General features: G+C 69.7%; 19 protein-coding genes and 5 pseudogenes. 9 read left to right on the forward strand and 15 right to left on the reverse strand.

What is annotated here, in order from left to right; all coding sequences use genetic code 11:
* Nucleotides 1-6: 6 nt before the first annotated feature.
* Nucleotides 7-780 carry a response regulator transcription factor gene (locus tag ABZ915_RS45600; RefSeq protein ID WP_361816365.1) on the reverse strand — a complete coding sequence of 258 codons (774 nt, stop codon included), beginning with the start codon at nucleotides 778-780 and terminating at the stop codon, nucleotides 7-9.
* The gene (locus ABZ915_RS45605; RefSeq protein WP_361816369.1) at nucleotides 777-2015 is read right to left on the reverse strand and encodes a histidine kinase; all 1239 of its coding nucleotides are present in this window, start codon (nucleotides 2013-2015) and stop codon (nucleotides 777-779) included. The genes ABZ915_RS45600 and ABZ915_RS45605 overlap by 4 nt, the downstream gene beginning before the upstream one ends.
* A 268-nt stretch (nucleotides 2016-2283) precedes the next feature.
* Here ABZ915_RS45605 and ABZ915_RS45610 point away from each other — a divergent pair, with 268 nt between their 5' ends.
* The gene (locus ABZ915_RS45610) at nucleotides 2284-3780 is read left to right on the forward strand and encodes a nitrilase-related carbon-nitrogen hydrolase (RefSeq protein ID WP_361816372.1); all 1497 of its coding nucleotides are present in this window, start codon (nucleotides 2284-2286) and stop codon (nucleotides 3778-3780) included.
* A gap of 78 nt (nucleotides 3781-3858) precedes the next feature.
* Here ABZ915_RS45610 and ABZ915_RS45615 read toward each other — a convergent pair whose 3' ends face one another.
* Nucleotides 3859-4101 (reverse strand): hypothetical protein, encoded by a 243-nt coding sequence (locus ABZ915_RS45615; RefSeq protein ID WP_361816375.1) that lies wholly within the window; start codon nucleotides 4099-4101, stop codon nucleotides 3859-3861.
* On the opposite strand from ABZ915_RS45615, the pseudogene ABZ915_RS45620 reads away from it, so the two are divergent.
* Nucleotides 4092-4322, forward strand: a pseudogene (locus ABZ915_RS45620) (hypothetical protein); the annotation flags it as partial. The gene ABZ915_RS45615 and the pseudogene ABZ915_RS45620 overlap by 10 nt on opposite strands.
* 388 nt (nucleotides 4323-4710) lie before the next feature.
* Here the strand turns inward: ABZ915_RS45620 and ABZ915_RS45625 are convergent.
* From ABZ915_RS45625 to ABZ915_RS45650, 6 genes are all read right to left on the reverse strand, one after another.
* Nucleotides 4711-5286, reverse strand: coding sequence for a hypothetical protein (locus ABZ915_RS45625; protein ID WP_361816378.1), 576 nt, complete (start codon nucleotides 5284-5286; stop codon nucleotides 4711-4713).
* Entirely contained in the window at nucleotides 5283-6674 is a 1392-nt protein-coding gene (locus tag ABZ915_RS45630) for a hypothetical protein (RefSeq protein WP_361816381.1), read from the reverse strand. The genes ABZ915_RS45625 and ABZ915_RS45630 overlap by 4 nt, the downstream gene beginning before the upstream one ends.
* Nucleotides 6671-7489 (reverse strand): ABC transporter ATP-binding protein, encoded by an 819-nt coding sequence (locus ABZ915_RS45635; RefSeq protein WP_361816427.1) that lies wholly within the window; start codon nucleotides 7487-7489, stop codon nucleotides 6671-6673. Before ABZ915_RS45635 ends, ABZ915_RS45630 begins: the two co-directional genes overlap by 4 nt.
* Nucleotides 7490-7509: 20 nt before the next feature.
* A complete protein-coding gene (locus tag ABZ915_RS45640; protein WP_361816383.1) occupies nucleotides 7510-8346 on the reverse strand; it encodes a zf-HC2 domain-containing protein in 837 nt (278 codons plus the stop codon).
* Nucleotides 8343-8903 (reverse strand): RNA polymerase sigma factor, encoded by a 561-nt coding sequence (locus ABZ915_RS45645; RefSeq protein ID WP_361816386.1) that lies wholly within the window; start codon nucleotides 8901-8903, stop codon nucleotides 8343-8345. Before ABZ915_RS45645 ends, ABZ915_RS45640 begins: the two co-directional genes overlap by 4 nt.
* Nucleotides 8904-9382: 479 nt before the next feature.
* The gene (locus tag ABZ915_RS45650; RefSeq protein ID WP_361816389.1) at nucleotides 9383-9562 is read right to left on the reverse strand and encodes a hypothetical protein; all 180 of its coding nucleotides are present in this window, start codon (nucleotides 9560-9562) and stop codon (nucleotides 9383-9385) included.
* Between the two features lie 47 nt (nucleotides 9563-9609).
* Here ABZ915_RS45650 and ABZ915_RS45655 point away from each other — a divergent pair, with 47 nt between their 5' ends.
* Together ABZ915_RS45655 and ABZ915_RS45660 are read left to right on the forward strand one after the other, a co-directional pair.
* Nucleotides 9610-9813 (forward strand): hypothetical protein, encoded by a 204-nt coding sequence (locus tag ABZ915_RS45655; protein ID WP_361816392.1) that lies wholly within the window; start codon nucleotides 9610-9612, stop codon nucleotides 9811-9813.
* A gap of 367 nt (nucleotides 9814-10180) precedes the next feature.
* A complete protein-coding gene (locus ABZ915_RS45660; protein ID WP_361816395.1) occupies nucleotides 10181-11830 on the forward strand; it encodes a hypothetical protein in 1650 nt (549 codons plus the stop codon).
* Nucleotides 11831-12934: 1104 nt separating this feature from the next.
* Here the strand turns inward: ABZ915_RS45660 and ABZ915_RS45665 are convergent.
* A complete protein-coding gene (locus tag ABZ915_RS45665; RefSeq protein WP_361816397.1) occupies nucleotides 12935-13087 on the reverse strand; it encodes a hypothetical protein in 153 nt (50 codons plus the stop codon).
* 491 nt (nucleotides 13088-13578) lie between these two features.
* On the opposite strand from ABZ915_RS45665, the pseudogene ABZ915_RS45670 reads away from it, so the two are divergent.
* Nucleotides 13579-13839: pseudogene (locus tag ABZ915_RS45670) on the forward strand (DUF6300 family protein); the annotation flags it as partial.
* A gap of 348 nt (nucleotides 13840-14187) precedes the next feature.
* Here ABZ915_RS45670 and ABZ915_RS45675 read toward each other — a convergent pair.
* A complete protein-coding gene (locus ABZ915_RS45675) occupies nucleotides 14188-15489 on the reverse strand; it encodes an MFS transporter (protein ID WP_361816400.1) in 1302 nt (433 codons plus the stop codon).
* The gene (locus ABZ915_RS45680) at nucleotides 15486-16628 is read right to left on the reverse strand and encodes a PLP-dependent cysteine synthase family protein (RefSeq protein ID WP_361816403.1); all 1143 of its coding nucleotides are present in this window, start codon (nucleotides 16626-16628) and stop codon (nucleotides 15486-15488) included. The genes ABZ915_RS45675 and ABZ915_RS45680 overlap by 4 nt, the downstream gene beginning before the upstream one ends.
* A gap of 1365 nt (nucleotides 16629-17993) precedes the next feature.
* On the opposite strand from ABZ915_RS45680, the gene ABZ915_RS45685 reads away from it, so the two are divergent.
* Entirely contained in the window at nucleotides 17994-18479 is a 486-nt protein-coding gene (locus tag ABZ915_RS45685) for a hypothetical protein (protein ID WP_361816406.1), read from the forward strand.
* Nucleotides 18480-18503: 24 nt separating this feature from the next.
* Here the strand turns inward: ABZ915_RS45685 and ABZ915_RS45690 are convergent, their stop codons facing one another.
* On the reverse strand, nucleotides 18504-19016 hold the full coding sequence (locus ABZ915_RS45690; protein WP_361816409.1) for a hypothetical protein: 513 nt from the start codon (nucleotides 19014-19016) through the stop codon (nucleotides 18504-18506).
* A gap of 107 nt (nucleotides 19017-19123) precedes the next feature.
* Here ABZ915_RS45690 and ABZ915_RS45695 point away from each other — a divergent pair.
* Together ABZ915_RS45695 and ABZ915_RS45700 are read left to right on the forward strand one after the other, a co-directional pair.
* Nucleotides 19124-19957: pseudogene (locus ABZ915_RS45695) on the forward strand (IS5 family transposase).
* Nucleotides 19953-20048 (forward strand): annotated as a pseudogene (locus ABZ915_RS45700) (IS5/IS1182 family transposase); the annotation flags it as partial. The pseudogenes ABZ915_RS45695 and ABZ915_RS45700, both read left to right, overlap by 5 nt.
* Here ABZ915_RS45700 and ABZ915_RS45705 read toward each other — a convergent pair.
* Together ABZ915_RS45705 and ABZ915_RS45710 are read right to left on the reverse strand one after the other, a co-directional pair.
* On the reverse strand, nucleotides 20003-20332 hold the full coding sequence (locus tag ABZ915_RS45705) for a helix-turn-helix domain-containing protein (protein WP_361816430.1): 330 nt from the start codon (nucleotides 20330-20332) through the stop codon (nucleotides 20003-20005). The pseudogene ABZ915_RS45700 and the gene ABZ915_RS45705 overlap by 46 nt on opposite strands.
* A pseudogene (locus ABZ915_RS45710) lies at nucleotides 20295-20531 on the reverse strand (STAS domain-containing protein); the annotation flags it as partial. The gene ABZ915_RS45705 and the pseudogene ABZ915_RS45710, both read right to left, overlap by 38 nt.
* Before the next feature lie 237 nt (nucleotides 20532-20768).
* Here ABZ915_RS45710 and ABZ915_RS45715 point away from each other — a divergent pair.
* On the forward strand, nucleotides 20769-20915 hold the full coding sequence (locus ABZ915_RS45715) for a hypothetical protein (RefSeq protein ID WP_361816412.1): 147 nt from the start codon (nucleotides 20769-20771) through the stop codon (nucleotides 20913-20915).
* The last annotated feature ends 269 nt before the right edge of the window (nucleotides 20916-21184 follow it).

Below are 21184 nucleotides of genomic sequence, written 5' to 3' on the forward strand. Positions count from 1 at the left end.
AGTCGACTAGTCACCGGTTCCGCCTGCTACGGCTTGCTGAGAGCTGGGCGTTATCGCCATCCGGATGTTTCCGGTAAGGCCCTCCTGGTGGGCGAACAGTGCGGCCTGAACACGGTTCTCCAGTCCCAGACGGGTGAGGATGCGGTTGACGCGACTCTTCACGTTCCCCTCGCTGAGGCCGAGGGCCGTGGCGATCTGGGCGTTGGACATGCCTCGGGCGACCAGGACAAGAACCTGAAGTTCGCGTTCGGTCAGCGCGTTCAGCCCGTCCAGCGCCTCTTCAGGCCCGCCCTCGCGCGGTGCGGGGTCGAGGTGAACGGGGGCGTTGGGCAGCAGAGCGGCAGGCAAGGCGGTGACGGTGTCGATGAGGCGGCGCGTAACGCTCGGGGCGAGTACGGCCTCCCCGCCTGCTACCGCGCGAATGGCCTGGGCGAGCTGGTCGGGAGGGCTGTTCTTCAGCAGGAATCCGGCGGCTCCGGCCCGCAGCGCCGCGTGCACGTACTCGTCCAGATCGAATGTGGTGAGCACGAGGACACGCGGAGCCTCGCCCGGTCCGGGCCAGTTGGCGACGATGCGCCGCGTGGCTTCGACCCCGGTCATGCCGGGCATACGGACGTCCATCAGCACGACGTCCGGCTGGAGTTCGATCGCGCGAGCGACGGCCTGCTCCCCGTCGGCTGACTCGCCGACGACGGACAAGTCCTCACGGCGGTTGATGACCAGCCGGAGCGCGGTCCGGACCATCTCCTGATCGTCGGCAAGAAGCACTCGTACGTTCATACGCTCTCCTCCGCCGGTTGAGACGCCTTCGTGGACAGGACAGCGCACAGTCGCCAGCCGCCGTCCTCGCGCGAGCCGGCCCGCAGCACGCCGTCGAAGGCCGCCACACGTTCGCGCATGCCGATGAGCCCAAGGCCGCTGCCGGGAACGGACCGGTGGCCCGGTGGTGCCGGGTCGTTCTCAACCTCGATCGTGAGGCGGGATTCGTCACCGTGTACGGTGACCCGCACGCTGACAGGCCCAGCGTGCTTGATCACGTTCGTCAGTGCCTCCTGGATGATCCGGTAGGCCGAGATCAGCATGCCGGTGGACGGATCGGTCCGCGCCCGGAGGTCCGACACGTATGTCACCCGGCACCCCGCCGACGTCGCGGCGCCGATGAGGGGCTCAAGATGCTCCGAAGACAAGGACGGTTCGGGCGCGAGCCCTTGTTCCCGGAACGAAAGCAATCCGAGGAGGCGGCGCATCTCAATGAGCGCTGTGTCAGCTGTCCGCGCAATGAGACCGACGCTCTTCATGGCTTCCGCGTCTTCTGCAGCTTCCACGGAGGGTGGAACGCCGCTCGCCATGCCCTCCTCGGCGGCTCGCGCCAGAACGGCGATCGCACTCACATGGTGGGCGACCACGTCATGCAGGTCCCGCGCGATGCGGGCCCGTTCGGTGACCACCGCTTGCCGGGCGTTGCGCTCCTGCTCGGCCCTGAGACGCTGATTGAGGTCACGCAGGCGTGCGGCGTCGGCGCCGATCCTGCGCCTGCCGTACCCCAGGGTCCAGGCAAGGGTGAAGAAGAAGACGAACGTCGTGGCGCTGATCGGCTCCAGCGATCCGAGACGCGGGCTCTGCCAGTGCCCGGTGAGGGCGTCGGCGGCGGTGGCCGACGCGAGGCACAGCAGCGTCCCCGGCAGGCTCGCCAAGGCCGTCGCGTAGCGGGCCACGCCATACACGCCGATCATGAGCAGGAACGGGCCGGGTATCCGGCCGTGGATCGGGCTGAGTATCTGGAAGACCACGTAGAGGACGGTCATCGCCGCCAGGACGGCGCATGGACGCGTCCGCCTCCACAGCAGCGGAGCGGTCTGCATGCCCCACAGGGCCACTCCCCAGCCGTCCGGCTCCGGTGTGCGGTCTAACACCGTGGCCACATCGAACAGCGTGATGCCACCGCCCAGAGCCACGTCCGTCAGACGCGGCCGGTCGGCTGCCCATCGCCGCACGGCTCGTGGCACGGCATACATGAGAGTGCTCATTTCGGTTCGTCAGGTTAGAGGAAGACGATGGCTCGGCGGATCATCCGTCAGGGGTGCATCGATAGTTGCGCGGCCGCTCGTGAGATCGCCATCGGGACCGAGGCGCCGGCGCATGCGCCCTCCTAGCGTCTTTTCCATGACGAACTTCCCGGTGTCAAACCCCCCTGTCGGGCGGACCAGTCCAACGGCACGGCCTCAGCGCGGCGCGACGAACGCGAGCAACGCTCCCAAGAATCAGAGAGGTTCGGCGCCCGCCGTGCGGCCGCTCCTCCTGCTGCTCGGCACCGGAACGATGTTGTTCGCGGTGGGCGGCCGGTGGGATATCGCTGCCGCGGCCTGGATCTTCCCCGTGCTCCTGCTGCGTTTCACCCGCCTCAGTCGCGCATGGACCGGGGCGTTGTGGATCTGGCTGGCGCACATCGCCGCCGCCGTCTTCTGGATCCAGGAGTCGGCGATCGGCCTCAACCCGGTGACCGCGGCGGGCGCGGCTGCCCTCGCCGCCTTGCAGACGCTGCCGTTCCTGGCCGACAGACTGCTGGTCAACCGGCTGGGTCCCGCGGTGGCGGCCCTGGCCTTCCCCGCTGCTGTCGCGGGCGGCGAGTTCCTGATCACCGTGCTGTCGCCATTCGGGACGGCCTACGGTTCGCTGGCCGTCACCCAGTACGGTAACCTCCCACTCCTGCAGATCATCTCGGTCACCGGCTCATGGGGGATCGGATTCCTGATCGCGTACTTCGCCAGCACCGTCAACCGGATCTGGGAACGGCCTTCGTGGCGCGGCGGCTTGGTCTACGGGGCGGTCCTGCTGACCGTCGTGCTCACGGGCAGTGCCCGGCTCGCCTTCAGTCCGTCCGCGAGTACGACCGTGCGGATCGCCGGGGTGAGCCCTGACCGGACCGTGACCGATCACCTCAAGAACACGCTCGGTCGGATCACCGGCGGGTCGGCAGGTATCGCCGCCGCTCCCGCTTCGACAGTGCAGCCCGCGATGACCGCCGTCGAGAACGACCTGCTCGCCTCCACCCGACGCGAGGCCGCCGCCGGAGCGAAGATCGTGGTCTGGCCCGAGGAGGGCGTCAAGACCCAGGAGGCCCACGAGTCCGCCGCCATCACGGACGCGCAGGAGCAGGCCCGTCGGTCAGGGGTCTATCTGGAGATCGGCCTCCGTGTCTACAACACGACCGCCCCCGCCTACGGCAGGGACGAGGCGATCCTCATCGACCCCCACGGAAAGGTGCTGTGGACCTATCAGAAGGCGCATCCCATCCCCGGCTCGGAGAAGTTCACCCCCGGTGACGGCCACGTGCCCGTCGCCGACACCCCGTACGGCCGTATCGCCAATGTCATCTGCTACGACGCCGACTTCCCCGCCATGATGCGGACCAGGGCCGACATCATGCTCGTTCCCTCCCACGACTGGAAGGCGTACGGCGGCGCGCACACCAAGAAGGCGAGCCTGCGAGCCATCGAGGGCGGCTACTCGCTGGTGCGTCAGGACGCGGAGGGCGTCTCGACCGCTTACGACAACAAAGGCCAGGCCCTCGCCACCACCGACTACTTCACAACCGGCCGACAAACCGTGGTGGCCTACGTTCCCACGCACGGCGTGACCTCGATCTACGACCGGACCGGTGATCTCTTCGCCTGGCTCTGCCTGGCCGGAGTCGCCGCGCTCACCGTCACGGCTCTGACCCACTCATGGCGCCCCGCATCCGCCACCTCCCGCACCGAGACCGGCCATTCCGTGGACTGACGCGGGCACGTGATCACCCTCCGTCACACACTCAAAGAGCTTTCTCCCCTCCACACACCTAACACAGCTCCCTGGCCGTCAGAGGAGATAGTCGGTGATGAGGACTGCGAGGCCGAGCGGATAGATCGTCTGGGCCGTCTCCTGCATCTCGTGCAGACTCCACCATTGCCAGGCGCGGATGTCGTCGGGCTGGCTGGCCTGGGCCGGGTTGACCGTTTCCGGGTCCACGACGGCCACGAAGTACTTCTCGACCTGCCGGGCCGTCTCGCCTCCGACAGGGTGGTCCTCGGTGCGGACCGCCAGCTCGGGACCGCCCTTCACCCGCCCGTGTTCGCAGGGGGTTCAGGAACCTCTGTACGAAGACTGGCTCTCCGGCCCGTGCACCAAAACCGTCTCGTCCCGGGGCCGGCCGACCACCAGGTTCGAAGAACCGGCGCTCGGCCACCCGTCATGACGTGGGCAGAGTCCTCGCAACTGGTGAGGCGTACAGCCGACCGGCCCACCACAAGGTGGCACAAATCCGCGCCGCACCGGATAAATGACAAGGTTAGACACGCACCGTGGCGTGCGGCCTGCCTACTCGTTGCCGGTGCTGTCTGTCGTTGCTGCTGGCTCGCTGCGCCGACGGACATGACGTTGGCGCAGTCGCCGTATCGTCAGACCCGAGATGCTGATCAGTACGCCGCTTAGCGCGTTGATGACAAAGTCTTGGATCAGTGACCCCATGAAGGCGTGGGTCCGCTGAAGGGCCGGACTGCGCACCGCGCTCCTTGCATACAGACGTCAGACGAGTAAAACGATGACGCTGGATCAGCCCCGGCCCGAAGCAGAAGCCAGCGAGAACGGCGAACATCCGCCGCTTGCGCTGGGTTCAGTCCTGAGGTCTTCCGGGAGATGGCCGGACGGTGGGCCTCCGGTAGCCCGGACCGGCTACCGCCTCGGTCCCGCGACGGCGTAGGCCACGGTGCCGGCAACCATGAGAACTAGGGCCGTCCAGGTGCCCGCCGCCGTGCCGTGCGGCAGCAGCATCCAGGTCGCCACCTGCATCGGCACACCCGTAGCAGGCGGGGCGAAGAACGAGAACGACAGCCAGGCGAACGGCAGTGTCCACCCGAACTGCCCGCCCGAGAGCGTCGCGCCCAGGGCGACCAGCCCCATCAGGCCCGCGCTGTCCCGGACGACGAACGCGGTCGTGGCCAGGTCCTCGCCCATCGCCTGCACGGTCAGCAGCACGGCGCCGACGACCGTGCCGCCGAGCAGCACGTGCGCTGCCCTGCGGGGCACCCAGCGGATCGCGGCGGTCCGGTCCAGCGCGAGGTCCTGCCCGCTGAGCCCGATCGAGACCGCCATCGCCGCCGCAGCGAGGACGAGCACGGCCGGCCGCGGATCACCGGGCCCCTCCCCGCCGTCCCGGGCGAGCGCCCACACCGCCACGGCGCTGATCACCATGGCGGCGAGCGACGCGGGCACCTGCCGCGAGCGCGCATACAGCGTCAGCCACCTCACCGGGACGCACCGCCCTTCAGCGCGTCGAACGCGTCGCCCTTGCAGGAGAACGCGGCGGCGCGCATCGCCTTGATCCGCGAGAGCTGCTCGGCCCGCGGAAGCGCCTTGAGTTCCTTCCACACCGGGCCGGTCTCGGCATCGCCGCGCGCACTTCCCGGCTCTGTGCCGGGAAGCGGCCTGAGGTCCCCGAGGACCCAGCCCACCGCGACGGTCTGCGCCCATACATCTCCCCCCGTGCCGTGCCAGCCGACGGGGGAGCACCCCGGCACCATGCCTTTGGCGATCAGGGCCCAGGTCAGCTCCTCGCCCTTCGCGGCGGCGATGATCTCGTCGTCGAAGTCGAAGAGCACGGTCTCGCGGGACCACCGCGGCGTAGAGCCTTCCGGCAGTACGGCGGTGTTCTCCCGGACCGAGACCGGCGCCTGGCCGCCTAGGGCGCCGTGCAGCAGGCGCAGCGCCGCCTTACCGGGACCCGCGAGGTCGGCGAGTCGTGCCTGGTGCGTCTTGGTCACGCACACCGGGCCGTCGCACACCAACTCCGCGGCGGCCTCATCGAGGACATACATCCGGCGCGGGTCGGAGGGCAGGACGAGCAGGGCGAGCGCCGCGCCCGCCAGGACGGGCGTCAGGGCGATCAGCCGAGCGCGCCAGGTCGCGGCGACCAGCAGAGCGAAGCCCGTCGCGGCCATGCCGAGCAGCCAGATCGTCTGCCCGACGTGCACGGAGGCGGAGAGCGTGATGAGCACATCGCGCACCTCCTGCACCGCCGGTGACAGCAGGGAGACCCGGTTCGGTTCCGAGTTCGTGATTCCCATCGTCGTGGTCGTCTCCGTCCGGCCCAACGACATGTGCATGAGGGCCGTGAACACGAAGGCGCCCATGGCCAGAGCGGCCGGGGTGAGCGCGGACGGCAGGGCCCGCCCGGCCCCCATGCCCAGCACGGCCCCCGCGACGAGAGAGAGTGCCCCCACCAGTGAGATCGGCAGCCACCCGAGGTGCGGGTACCCGTTGTTGGCGAGCACCTGGACCCCGCCCACGAGGACGAGGAGCGCAAAGGCCGAGGCCAGCGTGAACGCCGTCGTGCCCGCCCCCGTGGCCGCGCGGTGCCAGACCGGCCGCGGCGTGCTCGTCAGCAGCTCGTACATCTTCGAGCGGTGGTCACGCAGGCCCTGCAGCGCCCCGAGCCCCACGGCCAGCGGCCACAGGTAGAACAGCAGGGAGCGGGTCCACAGCGCCAGGGACGTCCACTGGGCCGTCCACGCCGTGGTGCCCCTCCACCACGCAGCGTCCAGCAGGTACAGGAACGCCAGTGCGCTCGTCAGGACCACGGCACCGGCCCACGGGGCGACGGAGCGCTTCAGCTCGATGCGCAGGACACGGACGTTCACCAGGTGCCCCTTCCCCGCTCGCCGTCCTCGCGGTGGAGCAGCAGCGCCGAGTAGCCGCGCTCCAGCGGGCTGTCGCCCACGTGCTCGGGGCCGCCCGCCGCGGCCAGCTCGTCCGGGGTGCCCTGGAAGACCAGCCGGCCCTCGGCGAAAAGCACCACGTCGGTGCAGGCGGCGGCCACGTCCTCCACCAGATGGGTCGAGACGACCACGCAGGTGTCCGTGCCCAGCTCCTGCAGCAGCTCGCGGAAGCGCAGCCGCTGCGCCGGGTCCAGGCCGACCGTCGGCTCGTCCAGCAGCAGGATCGACGGGTCGTTGACGATGGCCTGGGCGATGCCCACCCGCCGCACCATGCCGCCCGACAGGGCCTTCATCCGCTCGTCGACGCGGTCCGCCAGGCCCACCCGCTCCACGGCGCGCTGCACCGCCGCGGGGATGTCCGCCTTGGGCACCTCCTTCAGCCACGCCATGTACTCGACGAACTCGCGCACCGTGAACCGCTTGTAGTAGCCGAACTCCTGCGGCAGGTAACCGATCCGGCGGCGCAGCGCGCGGTGCTCGCCCGGGCCGCCCGCGGACTCGCCGAGCAGTTCCAGGGTGCCCCCGGCGGGGCGCAGCACGGTGGCCAGCGCCCGGATGAGGGTGGTCTTGCCCGCCCCGTTGGGGCCGAGGAGGCCGTGCACGCCGGTGCCCAGCGACAGGTCGAGCCCGTCGACGGCCATCCGGTACCTGCCGACCCTGACCTTCAGCCCGGTGGCCCGGATCTCCCAGGCGTACGGCGTGGGTGCGATGTCGGCCGCGCTCACCGCGGACATCATGTGGTGGTCCTTTCCGACTGTCAACGATGGGCTCCCAGCACGGAGTACGCGCCCCTGCGGGCGATCACGACACCGATGCCGAGCCCGATGATCAGCACCCACACGGGCGACACGCCCGTCCGCAGGGCGAAGCTCGTACGGCCGGCGGCCAGGGTCGGCGCCACGACCACGGCGGCCCACACCGCCACCAGCGCGACGGCGGCGCGGGTCACGCCGACGGCACCGCCGAGCGCCAGGGTCGTCGAGGTGAAGGCCAGACAGGGCAGCAGCCACTGCACGGCCGTCACCCCCGTCACCCATCCCCCCAGCAGCAGCGCGGGGACGACGACGGCGAGCACGGACGCGGTGCGCCGCAGCACCAAGTACAGGCCCGCCCTCGGCGTGGAGGCCGTCAACTCGTAGGCCGGGTCCAGGCCGCGTGACCAGGACGCCGCGACGCCGCACACGGGCAGCACCGGGGCGAGCAGCAGCACCAGCGACACGTCACCGGAGCCCCAGCCCGAGCCCGGATCGGAGCCGACCACGTCCAGCAGCAGCGCGATCAGCGTCACGCCCGTGGCCATGGCCAGCCACGGCACCATCACCGGCGTCATCCACGCCGACAGCGGCGCCGACCAGCGCCGCCGTGGCGGCGTCGGGGCGGCCGCGGCCAGCTGGGGTTCCAGGCCGGACCAGACGGTGTCGACGAGCGACGCGACAGCGGGCGCCTCGGCCGTGACGGCCGCCGACAGCCGGTCGCGGCACGCCCCGCACCCCTCCAGATGGGCTTCCAGGGCCCACACCTCGTCGGCGGCGATGTCCGTGTCGCCGCGCGTGTAGCCGTCGATGATCCGCATCGACGCGTGTTCCACGCTCATGCCAGCGCCTCCCGCATCGCGATCCTGGCCCGGCGGGCACGGGTCTTGACCGTGCCCTCGGGCAGCCCGAGCAGGACCGCGGTCTCCCGGACGGACAGCCCGTCGAGCACCATGGCCTGCAGTACCTGTCTGAGCTCCGGCGCCAGGCGCCGCAGCGCGTCGCCGACGTCCCCGTCGATGGTCGCCGCGAGCGCCTCCTCCTCGGTGGCGGGCGCCGCGTCGGGGAGAGCAGCGGCCGGCGGCGGCTCGGCATGGTGGGCCCTGCGCCGGAAGGCGTCGACGAGGCGGCGTGCCGCGATCGTCCACAGCCATCCGACGGCCGTCCCGCCCACCGAGGAGCCCGCGAACGCGCCCGCCGCACGCCACACCGCCAGGTACGTCTCCTGCATGACCTCGGCGACGATCTGCTCGTCGGCGCAGCGACGGCGCAGCCGGACCGCCATCCACGGCGCGGTGCGCCGGTACAGCTCCTCGAACGCCGCGCGGTCGCCCCTGGCCACCAGCCGGACAAGACGCTCCTCGTCCGGCTCGCCCGGTGCCTTCCTCACTGATCTCACACCCGCAAGACGCGGGGCACAGCCGGCAGGTTTTCCCTACGGCGTGATCCGCGTCACATACGGGGTCCCCCCGGAAACCCCGGCCCGACGGCAGGGGTCGGGCCCGCACGGTGCACCGCACGCCGGCCGGACACGCGGCGCCGTGACATGAGAGGGACGCCGCCCACCACGCCCGCGCGGTCGGCTGGATGTGGGATATCCCGTGGGTTCGCCCTGATCTCCGCTCCTCACAGCCAGCAACGGACAGCCAGCCACTTCAGGCATCCTGAAGAACCGTCAGGATCATCTTTCGGAAGTGCTGGCAAGGACCGCAAACCACCTGATCAGAGGGTATGCGGACAGGCTGAAGCTGAGTGGAACCTACGGGTTTTCCTACATCATGACCGGCGGGCTACCCACCTCGGCCACGCTGGTGGCGGTGGGTACCGTGAAGAGCACCAGATCAGGAACCATTCACGGTCAAGATCATTTCTTAGCGTTCAATCCATCAGCATTACCGGCTGGACTCCCTGGCCGCCCTCGCCGCAGCAGAAAAACACCTCAACGATGCCGACGCCGACGCTGACCGGCCCGCCTGGTGCGCCTGGGTGTCCGAAGCCGATCACGCCGTGGACTCCGGCCAGGCCCTCCTGGACCTCGGCGACACCGGCCGCGCCCACCGGCTCATCGCCGAAGGCTGCCCCCGGCCCGGGACAAGACCCGCGGGGTGTTTCTCGCCTACCGCGCCGGGGGCTACCTCAACCTGAAGGAACCCGAGCCCGCCGCGGCCGCCGCCACCGAATCCCTGTTCCTGGCACGTCGCATCGGAGCACGCCGCTGCGTGCAGGCCGTAGACGACCTCCTCCCCCGCTTCCAGCACTACCAGGATGCCCAGGGCGTTCCAGAACTCCTCCAGCTCGCTGCCACATAGCAGGAAGGGGCGGATCCAATGACCACCGATGTGGGACTCCCCTCGGTCAGAGCGGCGACAAGGTCACCTTCGGGAAGTTCCTCGACACGCTCTCAACCCAGCTGGCCTGCACCGCCCCGGCATGATGCGCACGGCGGCTGGGGCACGGTTCAGCCAGCATCAGGGCCCTCCGTGGCACTCCTCGCGGTCCGTCCTGATCTTCTGCTGCCAGATGATCATTCACGCCCATGCCGCCGACCGCCCCATTACGCGCGGCCGACACGGGCACGCCGGACTGAAATGCCGGTTCCCCGGGCTGATCGGCCATCATTCCCGGTGATGGGGACCGCCCGGAAAGCAACGGATCAAGCAACGCTGGGAGTACACAATGACGCTGGAGGCTGGCACGCAGCAGGAAGAGCGCGTCGCGGGGCGGGTGTGGACGGTGCGCCTGGACCCCTACGGCCGCCCTTCCGCCGGCACGGTCCGGCTCTCCTGCTCCCGCCCCGCCTGCGCTGATCAGCGCTTTCCCGGCGGCGCCGCTGCGGGGCGCAAGGCCGCGGTCGAACACGTCAACCTGCACCTGGCCCGTATCCGGGCGGGCGGCGGGCCGCGCGGCGAGGCGTGGTGCGCTTGCCGCGCCGCCGACTGCGCGTGGCACACCCCCGACCCCGTGGCCGGGCCGCGCGGCGGGGCGCGGTCGGCGGCGGTACCGGTGCGGTGCGGCGGTCCGTTGGTCCTGACGGTGTACGCGGACCGTGCCGGAAGGCTGTGGCGGATCGCGGAAATGTGCGCGCGGTGCGCGGCCGCCACTCCCGACTGCCGTGTCCTGGACACCGCCCCGCCCCCGGCTCGCACCGCCCCGGCCGGGACGGCCCAGGCGGCGGAAAGGCCAGCTGCGGAGGGGGAACCCGCAAGCGGCACGGACAGAGGTGGCATGGCGGCGGTCTTCTCCGACCACGGCCCCTTCCTCGCAGACGCTGCTTCATCTTCCCCGACGGCCACACCGGCGTTGCTCCCTCATGCCCGCGCCGCCTCACCGGTCAAGACGTCCCGGCGGACGAAGCGGTGGGGGAAGATCGCGCAGCGTATCGTGCCGCACGACCTCGAGCCCGACGTCCTGCGCCTTGAGCTCATCGAGCTCGGGGATGCGTTCCGCGCCTACCAGCAGCGCACCGAGCCCGACCTCGCTCTCCTCGCCGAGCTCCACGAGCGCAAGGCCCGCGCCTTCGGCCTGTGGGCCGACGTCAGTGGGGACGGCTCCCTGCGCCAGGAGGCACAGCGCGCCGAGAAGGCTGCACAGACCACCCGCGAGATGCACGCCAACCGCACCGGCCAGCCCGCCGGCGACACAGCGGTCGGCGACCAGCCGACGGTGGAACGGCTGCTGACCCGGCAACAGGCCGTGCACACCCGCACCGTGCTGAACTACGTCGCCGCCCACTCCCCCCACCCGGAAGCCGAGGTGCGCCTCGCGGTGCTCATGCTGACGCTGCGGGCCGCGCGCGCCGGTACCGGGAACATCACCGGCCAGGACCTCACCGGCTGGCTCGCAAATGATGTCGAGCGGGTACTTCAGCAACTGGTCGCGGCCGACTGGCTGCGTCTGCCCGGCACCATCGCCGAGGTGATGGCCTCCTGTCCCGAGGAGCCCACCGCGTTCACCATCCCCACGCTGCTGCCCGAGCAGCCCCGCCCGTTCGCCTTCGGCAAGACCACCCGCTCCAGGATCTCCGCCTGGGCGCAGAAAGCGGTGGGTGACCGGAAGATCCGCAAGAAGAAACTGGGCGCCGCCACCCGGCTCCTGGCCCTGTACACCGCCGCCCACACCCGCCCCGACGGCCGCCTCGGACACGCAGAAGACGGCGGACTCCACCTAAATCAGGCCGCCGCATTCTGCGCCCTGTCCCCCGACCAAGTCGCCGAGCACGCCGGACTGCTGGTCACTGCCGACTGGCTCGCCGAAGCCGACACCGCTGGAGGAAGGCTGCACGGCCAGCTCACTGAGCGCATCTTGCCGCTGTGCGGGCTGCTGTAACGCGCCAGGCCCGCCACAGAGCGGCGGCAGGCTCATATCTCACATCCGACAGGTTCAGCCTGACCAGCACGTATACGGCTGCGGTCCGCAAACACCTGGTCCTGCCGCAGCTGTTCGAGCGGGCACACTCAGGGGACGCCCGGGTCGATGCCTTGCGCACGCGCAAGAGCGAACAGAACCCGTTCGATCGTGTCCAGACACCGGGTGATCGACTACTTCCTGGGCGCGCGCAGGACTGAGGTTATTTCGCGGGGTGGGGCTCGGTCTGCTCAGACACTCCCAAGGGCGGCAGTGTCGGGGTGCGATGTTCGGCCGAGGGGGGGAGCCTGGGCTTGGAGCAAGCCGACTGGTCAGCCGCCAGTCACGTCGGCGGCGTCGAGGGTGTAGAGAAGGACAGCGACCGAGGCCAGGGTGAACGCGATCAGCGCCAGGCGCTGCCAGGTGAGGGTGTGGGACATGGCTGGTTCCCTTCTCGAGCCGCGTTGGCTGGGTGGTGCATGGCAGTTGCGACGAGCAGGGCCGCGGCGATTGCCAGGAGCACGTCGCCGATACTGACGACAGCGTGCAGAGGTGGAACGGGGATGGTGTCTCCCAGGCGAGCAGACGGGTCCTGCGAGCGGCTGGCACGTTTTTGGCGGTCTGGGATCCGGTACGCAGCCCGGCGACAGCCGCCGAGGAGTGGCTGTAGGGCATCCGGCCGTTGACGGCGATCGGCAGTGCATTGAGAACGGCGCCCGTGAGTGCCAGTCCCACGCCCGTCTCAAACAGCCTGGTTTGCCTTGAGCGTTGACGCCCAGCCAGAGGAGGGCAAACGCGAAGGCCAACGCAAGCAGTGGTGCCCTGAGATGGCGTCCGGCAGCGCTGGGAAGGCCGACGGTAGCCAGCTGCGTGACCTGCACGGCGGCCGCGAGCCACAGCAGCCACAGCCATCGCAGCCGCACGCCCGGCAGCCTGCTCAGCCGGCCACCGCTGAGATACCCCGCAGCCGTTCCGATGGCAACCGGTCCGCCGAACAGGATCAGCACGGTGGCGCCCATGGCTCCACCTCGCAGGTGACGCGCCTCCCCATGCTCATCCCCCTCCTCGAAGGCCGAAGATGTCCGCTTACGGGATCGTCCAGTGGTGGTCGTCGTTGTCGCTGCAGTAATACAGCGTGAGCCGGGCGTTGTCGCCGCCCGTGCGTACGCCGTCGACGTCGAGGCACAGGCCGCTGGCAAGCTTGACCAGCCAGAAGCCGTCGCCGCGACCTGGCCGCACGCTGCCGTGCCTGCGCTCTCACCTGCGGTTGCCACTCCGCTTCGGTCTCCTTCACCAGATCGGCCTGGAGGCGCTTCTGCGGCTTCCTAGATGCTCCGGACAGGTACCGCTCCACCGTCTCGCGGGAGACGCCCAGGCGCTCCGCCAGGGTTTTGGTGGAGCCCTTCCTCCCGCGTGCGAAGGAATTTCATCTGGCCTCGCGGATTTCGGCGCGGGCCGGGTGAACAGGGCACGCTCTGCGTGGGCGAAGCCGTCCATGATCTTGGCGCGGACCCGGGCCGCACGTTGCACGTCGTCACCAGTCAGGTCAGCGGACCTGTACCGGCCTGTGGACAGAGGACGGCGACCGGACAGTCTCCCTCGCCCGTCGAAGGGGTTGACGGCGCAGGTCAGCGGTTCTTGGGTGGAGGACCACGTCCAGAGCAAGGGGGCTGGCCACGGAGCTGCTCAGGCTCTCCGACCGACTGCCGCAGTGTTGACGCTGCCGGGGCGACCTCATCATGAGCGGTGTGGCGCCGCAGGACGACGAACGCGGTCGGCCAATCCATCGGGAGCTGTGCCCGGTCTGCGACACGGGCGACGTCGACCGCCCGGCGGCCGGCCTTCTCGTCCAGTGGTTCGCGAACGACGGCGGTCATGACGCGCGCCGCGTCAAGGAAGGCGTAGGCGCTCACTGGTTGATGGAGTGGACGAAGGAGTGCATGGCCGCACACGGCTGGTACTCGCAGGAGACGCCGCCGGACCAGCCCTGAGCCGTCTGGCAAGGGGCGCGGGGCCACCAGCCGTACGGGCGGCGCGGCCGTCGGGTCGAACTAGTGTTGGGTCGTGGCAACGTACGACTTTCCCGACGATCTCCTGACCGCTCAGCGGGACCTCAACCAGGTGCGGGCCGACCTTGCGGCTCTGTACGAGCGGCTGCCCTACTCCGTGCAGCCGATGGAGGCCTGGCAGCGTCCCGAGGGCTACTGGCTCGCTACGTCGCCCGCGTATCCGGACTCGCCGTTCAGGCCGCGTCCGGAGGATTCGGGGCACCCCGCCCTTGCTGGTAGACGCACAGGGCGGGGCACGTGCGGTGCCCCGCCCCTGGGCCGGAGGGCCGGTCAGACGGTCGCGGACAGCGGCTCGGAGGCGAGCGGTGCCGCCAGTCGGCCCGTGCGATGCAGGCCGTACAGGGCGGCCGCGCACGCCAGGCCGAGCGCGCACAGCGAGATCCACGGCAGCGCGGGCAGACCGGCCGCGCGGGCGGCATCGAGCGCGGCGCCCGTGCCCAGGTTCCCGACGGTGATCCCGATCCCGCAGATCGTGTTGTACAGCCCGTAGTGAGTGGCGACGAGACGGTCACCGGAGAGGCGGACGATGGTGTCCATCTCGAACGGATAGGCGATCATCGTGCCGACGGCCAGCAGCAGCGCGGCGAGCGTTGGCGGAGCCGCCGCAAGCAGCCACAGCCCGATCCGGGACTCCGGAACAGGCACGGCGGTGGCGAGCAGCAGGGGCACGAAGGCCAGACCCATGGCCGCCAGCCCGCGCACGAGCGCCTGCCCGGGCTCGTACCGCGCCTTGCACCACACCGTCACCCGGGTCTGGCCGAGGATGGTGCTCAGCCCGGAGACGGCAAAGAGCATCGCCACCGCCGCCGTGCCGAACTCCTCGTCGCCGCCGAGCCTGTGCACCTCCAGGGGCAGCGCCAGGTAGACCTGGAAGGACAGGACGTACGAACCGATCATGGCGAGCGAGAAGAGCAGGAACGGCCGGTTGGCGAGGATGCCGCGCCACTGGGCGAGCACGCCCCGACCGCCGTCGCTCTCCTGCCGCCTGGCGTCCTCGGCCCGCCGGGCGGGCAGCGCGCGGATCTGAACGACGCTCAGCAGTGCGAAGATCCCGCCCGCCACCAGGCAGGTGATGCGGAAGTCGACTCCCGTCAGCACCATGCCCACCAGCGGGCCCAGCAGGATCCCGGCCTGGTAGAACACGTTGAACAGAGCGAAGGCCTCAAGCCTGCGCTCCCCCGCGTCGGCCGCGAGGTACGCCCGTACGGCCGGGTTGAACAGCGCCCCGGCCAGCCCGGTGGCCGCGGACGCGGCGAGCAGCGCGGGCAGCGAGTCCACCAGCCCGAGCGCCGCGAAGCCGAGGGTACGCAGCACACATCCGGCGACGATCATCGGCTTGTAGCCGAGCCGGTCGGCGAGCGTCCCGCCGACCAGGAACATGCCCTGCTGGCTGAAGTTCCGTACGCCGAGGACGAGTCCCACGATCCAGCCGGCCATCCCGAGGGTGCCGGAGAGGTGGGCGGCCAGGTAGGGCATCAGCATGTAGAAGCCGAGGTTGATGGTGAACTGGTTCACCATCAACAGCTGGACGCTGCGTTCGAACGACCGGACCTGGGTGAACAACCCCTTCACCGGGCCTCCTCCGAGGAGTCGGACTCGACGCCCGCGGCTTCCTCGACGACATCCTGGCCCTCACCTTGCAGGGTGAGGGGATCGACGACGGTGGTGCACCGGGTCCAGCGGGTGACCTCCTTCTCGTCCAGGCGGCCGACCAGATCCGGTTCGGGCGCCGGTGCGGCGTCCAGCAGGCCATGGGCGGCGCAGTAGTCGTCGTCGTAGACCGTCCCCAGGTAACGCTGCGGACCATCGGGGAAGATCGCCACGATCCGCGCGTCCGGCGCCATCGTCCGGGCCAGCCAACCGGCCACCAGCGCGACCGCGCCGACACTCCACCCGCCGGTGGCGTAGTGGGAGGCAGCCAGCTGGCGGCACGTCCACACAGCCTCGCGCGGGGCGACCCAGTGCACCTCCGAGAACTGCTCGTAGGCGACGTTGCGGGGGTAGATGCTGGAACCAAGTCCGCGCATCAGGCGAGGCCGCACGGGCTGGCCGAAGATCGTCGAACCGGTCGCGTCCACGCCGACGACGGTCACCTCCGGGTGGAGCTGACGCAATACTCGGGAGACGCCCGCGGAGTGGCCGCCGGTGCCGACGCTGCACACCAGCACGTCGATGTGACCCATCTCCGAGGCGAGTTCGAGAGCCAGCGGGGTGTAGGCGGCGACGTTGTCCGGATTGCTGTACTGGTCCGGGCACCAGGAGCCGGGGTGCTGCTCCGTCAGCCGCTGCACACGTTCGCGGCGGGCCTGCTGCCAGCCGCCCGTGGGATGCGGCTCGGAGACGACGTTGACCTGGGCACCGTACGCGGTCAGCAGCCGGGTCATGGACAGCTCTAGCCCCGGATCCGTGACCAGGGTGACCGGGTGGCCGTACACCATGCCGGCCAGCGCGAGGCCCAGGCCCAGGGTCCCGCTGGTGGACTCGATGATCCGTCCGCCGGGCCGCAGGTCGCCGCGGGCCCGGGCCCGCTCCACCATGTGCAGCCCCGGACGGTCCTTGATGCCGCCGGGGTTGAACCCCTCAAGCTTCGCCCAGAAGCCGCGCCCGGCCGGGGCCAGCGGCTCCGACACCCGCAGCAGTGGGGTGTTGCCCACCAGGCCGGACAGTGCGGACTGGCCTGAGGTGACTGCGGCCTTGGTCAATGACTGCATGTCTGTGTTGTCACTCTCGCTCGATGAATGCAGATGAATGCACGTGCGGGTTCATCTCGCGCCCCGGCGACAGGGCGAACCGTAAGTCGCGTTCACCCATGGGTGCGCGGCAGCCGACGAGGTCGTTCGGCTGCTGGCGAGTGGTCTAGATCCGCCACCGCGATGTACGGGCGAGCGTTACGCGGCCGGTGCGTGCGCTGCGACGTCTGCGGGGTCCAGGCCGTACGAGGGGTCTCCCCACTGTCAAGGACACGGCGACGAGTACGACGACGGCCATAGCGCCGAGGGAAAGATGCTCGGTCGACTGGGCCGCGGTACGGACGATCACGTTGGCCGCACAGTCGTCAGCCTCGTGGGGGATGTGCGGCCCATGAGGGTGTGCGCCGCCGGCCATCGCCGAAAATCCGGGGGGCATGGGCACGGACACCGACCCGTGCGGTTCCTCGGGCATGCCGTGAGTGACGGCGCACAGGATGAGCGCCATCACGAGGGTGCCGCGGATCACCGAGACGAGTCGGCGCCACAAGGGCGATCCGCATGGGGCCCAAGGGGTGTGCGCGGGCATGGGGGAATGTGTCGGCACAGGTCCTCCGCACTGCTGCCACGTCTCCGACGAGGACGGAGTGAGGCGCAGACATGGGTGGGGGCAGGACGCGACGACCCGTCATGAAGCCGGGATACGACGCCCTCGCGCGGCACCAGCCGAGCCGGTGACAACCGGCGGCCGGTCGGAGGAATCCGGGCTCCTAGACCTGCTGCACCACGGAAGGCGCTCTCGGAGTCACGGGGGAGGCACCGTCCAAGGGCCCACCGGTGTACGAGACTCGCACGATCGAGTCGTCGGAACTGGTCGATTCGCTGACCGACGCCGCAAAGCAGGGCCAGACATGGAAGGAACCCTGTGGAGGCAGCCCGGACAGGCAGTGCTCGCCAGGATGCGAGGGCCCATGACCGCCACGATGAACGTCGGCTGCCGCGGCGAACACCGGCGCAGACTCGACGGCTGCATGGCGAACACCGTTGACGGACAGTGCGGTGGGGCCCGTTGCACTGGTGGAGAGGGGATACTCAGCACTCTCCCCGTGCACGCCGTGCGTCACGAGGACACCGAACAGGAGCACGGCCAAGGTCAGCACGCGCAGCAGCGCACCCGCGTCGGAGCGGGCCCTGACGATATACCAAGGCGACCAAGCCGTAACCATGCCGTAATCCTAGCGGCTTGTCGGCAGCGATCGACCATCAGTCCTGAAAGGTGGTCAACTCGTCAGTTAAATGGCTCATTTGCTGCGACGGGTGCGCAGGAGGCGCCGGAGGCGCTGCTTCACGCACGTTCGCGCGGCCCGCACCAGAACCCGGTGAGGACCGATGTCCGCAGCGGCGCTCCATCTGGCGGCCACCAGGGCTGGCGCGGACGGCTGGACGTTCCCGCTCGACGTGCTGATGCTGGTCGGCATCGGCTTCGTCAGTGACCCGTGGAGCCCGATGGCGCAGCTGTGGCCAGCGGTCCGCGCCGGCTTCCGCCGGGAGCCACTGCGCGGGCCCATCACCATCAGCACGCGGGCGATGGCCGTGCGGGCAGGGCGATGCCTGATCGCCGGGCTCGCCGCGACCGGCGCCGCGTTGAGCGTGGAGTGCTCGGTGCAGTGGAGTGCCTTCCGCATGAGCGCGCGCGTCGACATGCCGGTCCTGGCATCACGGCGGATCGCCGGCGTACAGATCGACCTTGGACTTCGGCAGCACTCGGGCCCCCTCGTCGTGCGGAGCACAACCATGCTCCCGAGGCAAGCACCTGGGCGTTCTCCAAACTCAGCGACATCACTCTCCCGTGGAACCAGGAGTTCGCACCGCTGAGCAACAGACGTTCGCGTAACTCACCTACAAAGCCACTAGGGAGGTAGTTCGGGCCGCGTCGAGGGATGGCGGGAGTCGGCCGGTCACCGTCGCGAGTTGGGTGAGGCTGACGCCTTGAAGAGGTGCGGGCGTCGGCGTACGGGGTTCTGGCGCTGATTGTGTTGACAGTCCGCAGCTTTCGGCTCCTACTGGCCGCTCAACTGCGCCCAGGAGAACTGCGGGTTCCTGCGGCGGCCAGGGAAGGTGTGTCCGCAGATACGCTGCCATGATGGAGACGACCGCCTCACGGTCGCGGCCGGAATGATCCGCAAGCCGCCACAGTGCGTAGATGCCCCCGATCCCAACGTCCAGCTTGTCACTGATGTTCCCCTCTTCACCGCCGACCGTCTGCAGCAGCGTGGTGCGCACGTTGTTCACCGCGTTCAACCGGTCCGCTGCAGCAAGGTTGCCGCCTGCGAGATCGTGGTCGACTATCAGCCCCGGAAGAACCAGGAGCACGACGCCCAGTAACACGATCACGGCCAGTGCGGCCACCACCACAGCAACGGCACTAGTCAGGCGCCACCGGTCACGAAAAGATCCCCCCTTACTGGCCCTAACAGAAGTTGTTGATCATGTGACTCTCGGCGGGGCTGCTCGTTGGTCTGGTCGCGGGAAAGCGTCAGTCGCGGCCGTGGGTCGTGTCGGATGAACTGTGGTCGCTGGTCGAGCCGTTGTTACCGGAGCCAGGGCCGAAGCTGGTCTCAGGTCGGCCGCGGGTTCCGGACCGGCAGGCCCGGTGCGGGATCTAGTTCGTGCTGCACACCGGGATCCAGTGGGAGTACCTGCCCCAGGAGCTGGGCTTCGGTTCGGGCATGACCTGCTGGCGCCGTCTGGCCGCTTGGAACGAAGCAGGGGTGTGGGATGAGCTGCACCTGGTGCTGCTGAAGAGGCTGCGGTCGGCGAAGAAGCTGGACCGGTCGCGAGCGGTGATCGACTCCTCCTAAGTGCGGGCGGCCCGGCGGGGCCCAAAAGCGGTCCCAGCCCGGTCGACCGCACACGGGCCGGGCAGCAAGCACCACATCCTCACCGACGGGCAGGGCATTCCGCTCGCCGTGTCGCTGACCGGCGGCAACCGCAACCACGTCACCCAGCTGCTGCCGCTGCTGGACAAGGTGCCAGCGGTGGCCGGGGTCGTCGGCCGCCCCAGACGCCGGCCTGACATGCTGTTCGCAGACGGCGGCTACGACCACGACAAGTACCGACGACTGCTCTGGCAGCGGGGCATCCGCCCCGTCATCGCCGAACGCGGCCGACAGCACGGCACGGGCCTGGGCACCTTCCGCTGGGTCGTCGAGCGAACCATCTCCTGGCTCCACGGCTTCCGCCGCCTGCGCATCCGCTGGGAACGACGCGATGACATCCACGAAGCCTTCCTCGGTCTCGCCGCATGCCTCATCACCCACCGCCACGCCAACGCCTTTGTTAGGACCTCTTAAAGGCTTCCGCACCGTCGCCACAGGCTACGAGAAACGGGCCTACACCTACCTCGGCACCGTCACCCTCGCAGCACTCATCATCTGGCTCCGCTCATGATCCGAGAAACAGCGCCTATGGTCGCCCTGACGTCGGCGGAAAGCACCCGGGGGCGTTCCATAGCGTGCTTTGAAGGCCCGGTTGAAGGCAGCAGCATTGAAGAATCCGGCGCAGAGCGCGATCTCGGCGACGCTCCAGCCGGTCAGGCGGGGGTCGGAGAGGTTGGCCCGGCAGGGCGCTTTCGACGGGAGCGCCGGTGGCGGCGATGCCGAGGGCTCCGTCAGCAGCGTGCAGCGCCTGCTGGAGGCCGAGGAGCATGTAGAGGCTGCCGTTGTCACACGTGGTGACCCCGGCCATGTCGAGGCGGAGGCGGCGAATGCCGGACTCGACGGAGGCGACGGCGACGTCGCAGAGGGAGGTAACGCTGTGTACGTCGAGTTCACCGGCGAGGGCGAGCGTAAGGATGTTGCCGGCAGGAGGGCCTACCGGCTGGATGCTCAGCCGTGGGTCCGATGAGTGGTTTGCAACGCGGTCCACATGCTCCTCCGTTGTCGCCTCGCGCAGCTTTCCATACCGTATGCGGCAAATGCTCGGGCTGCTATCCCCTGAATTCCTGTGTCCATCCTGTGATGCTTGATCGCTGAGATGCGGGGCGGCCGGGGATGTGTGTCATCTGCACCGTCCGACCTGCTCTCCCAAGTTCGGCATGCCTTGTCCCAGGCGGGGTTCCATCTGGCTGGCGAAGACGGGGCGGACCGCGGACCCGGGCTTGCGGTGACGACGGTGCCAGCCGGGGTGCTGGTGAGGTGGACGGCCTCGAATGGGTTCACCTCGCTGGCGAAGGACCGGCCCGGCGCGTCGGGCGACAGCATGCAGGCGATCGTGCAGGCTGCGGTCTCGGGGCTGCTGGTCCAGCTGTGACACACCGTCACGGAACCGGAAGACGGCGGTGACCTGCTAGTCCTGGCTGACGAGTAGGGCAATCCACTGACATGCTTCGTCGGTGGTGCGAGAGTGGCGCTCGCGGCTGCGGTTCGGGCCGGGGCAACGTCAAGGTGACGGCCCTGCGCCCAGGGGAGAAGACGTCGGCTTTGCCGCGAGGGCAGAAGTCACCCGTCCGGGCATCTCCGCCGACGGCGTCCCGGAACGCCCCGGCGCTGTCACTGGCCGCCGATAACGTGACCGCTGTG

Origin of the sequence: Streptomyces sp. NPDC046915 (assembly GCF_040644935.1) — a bacterium.
Lineage (GTDB): Bacteria > Actinomycetota > Actinomycetes > Streptomycetales > Streptomycetaceae > Streptomyces.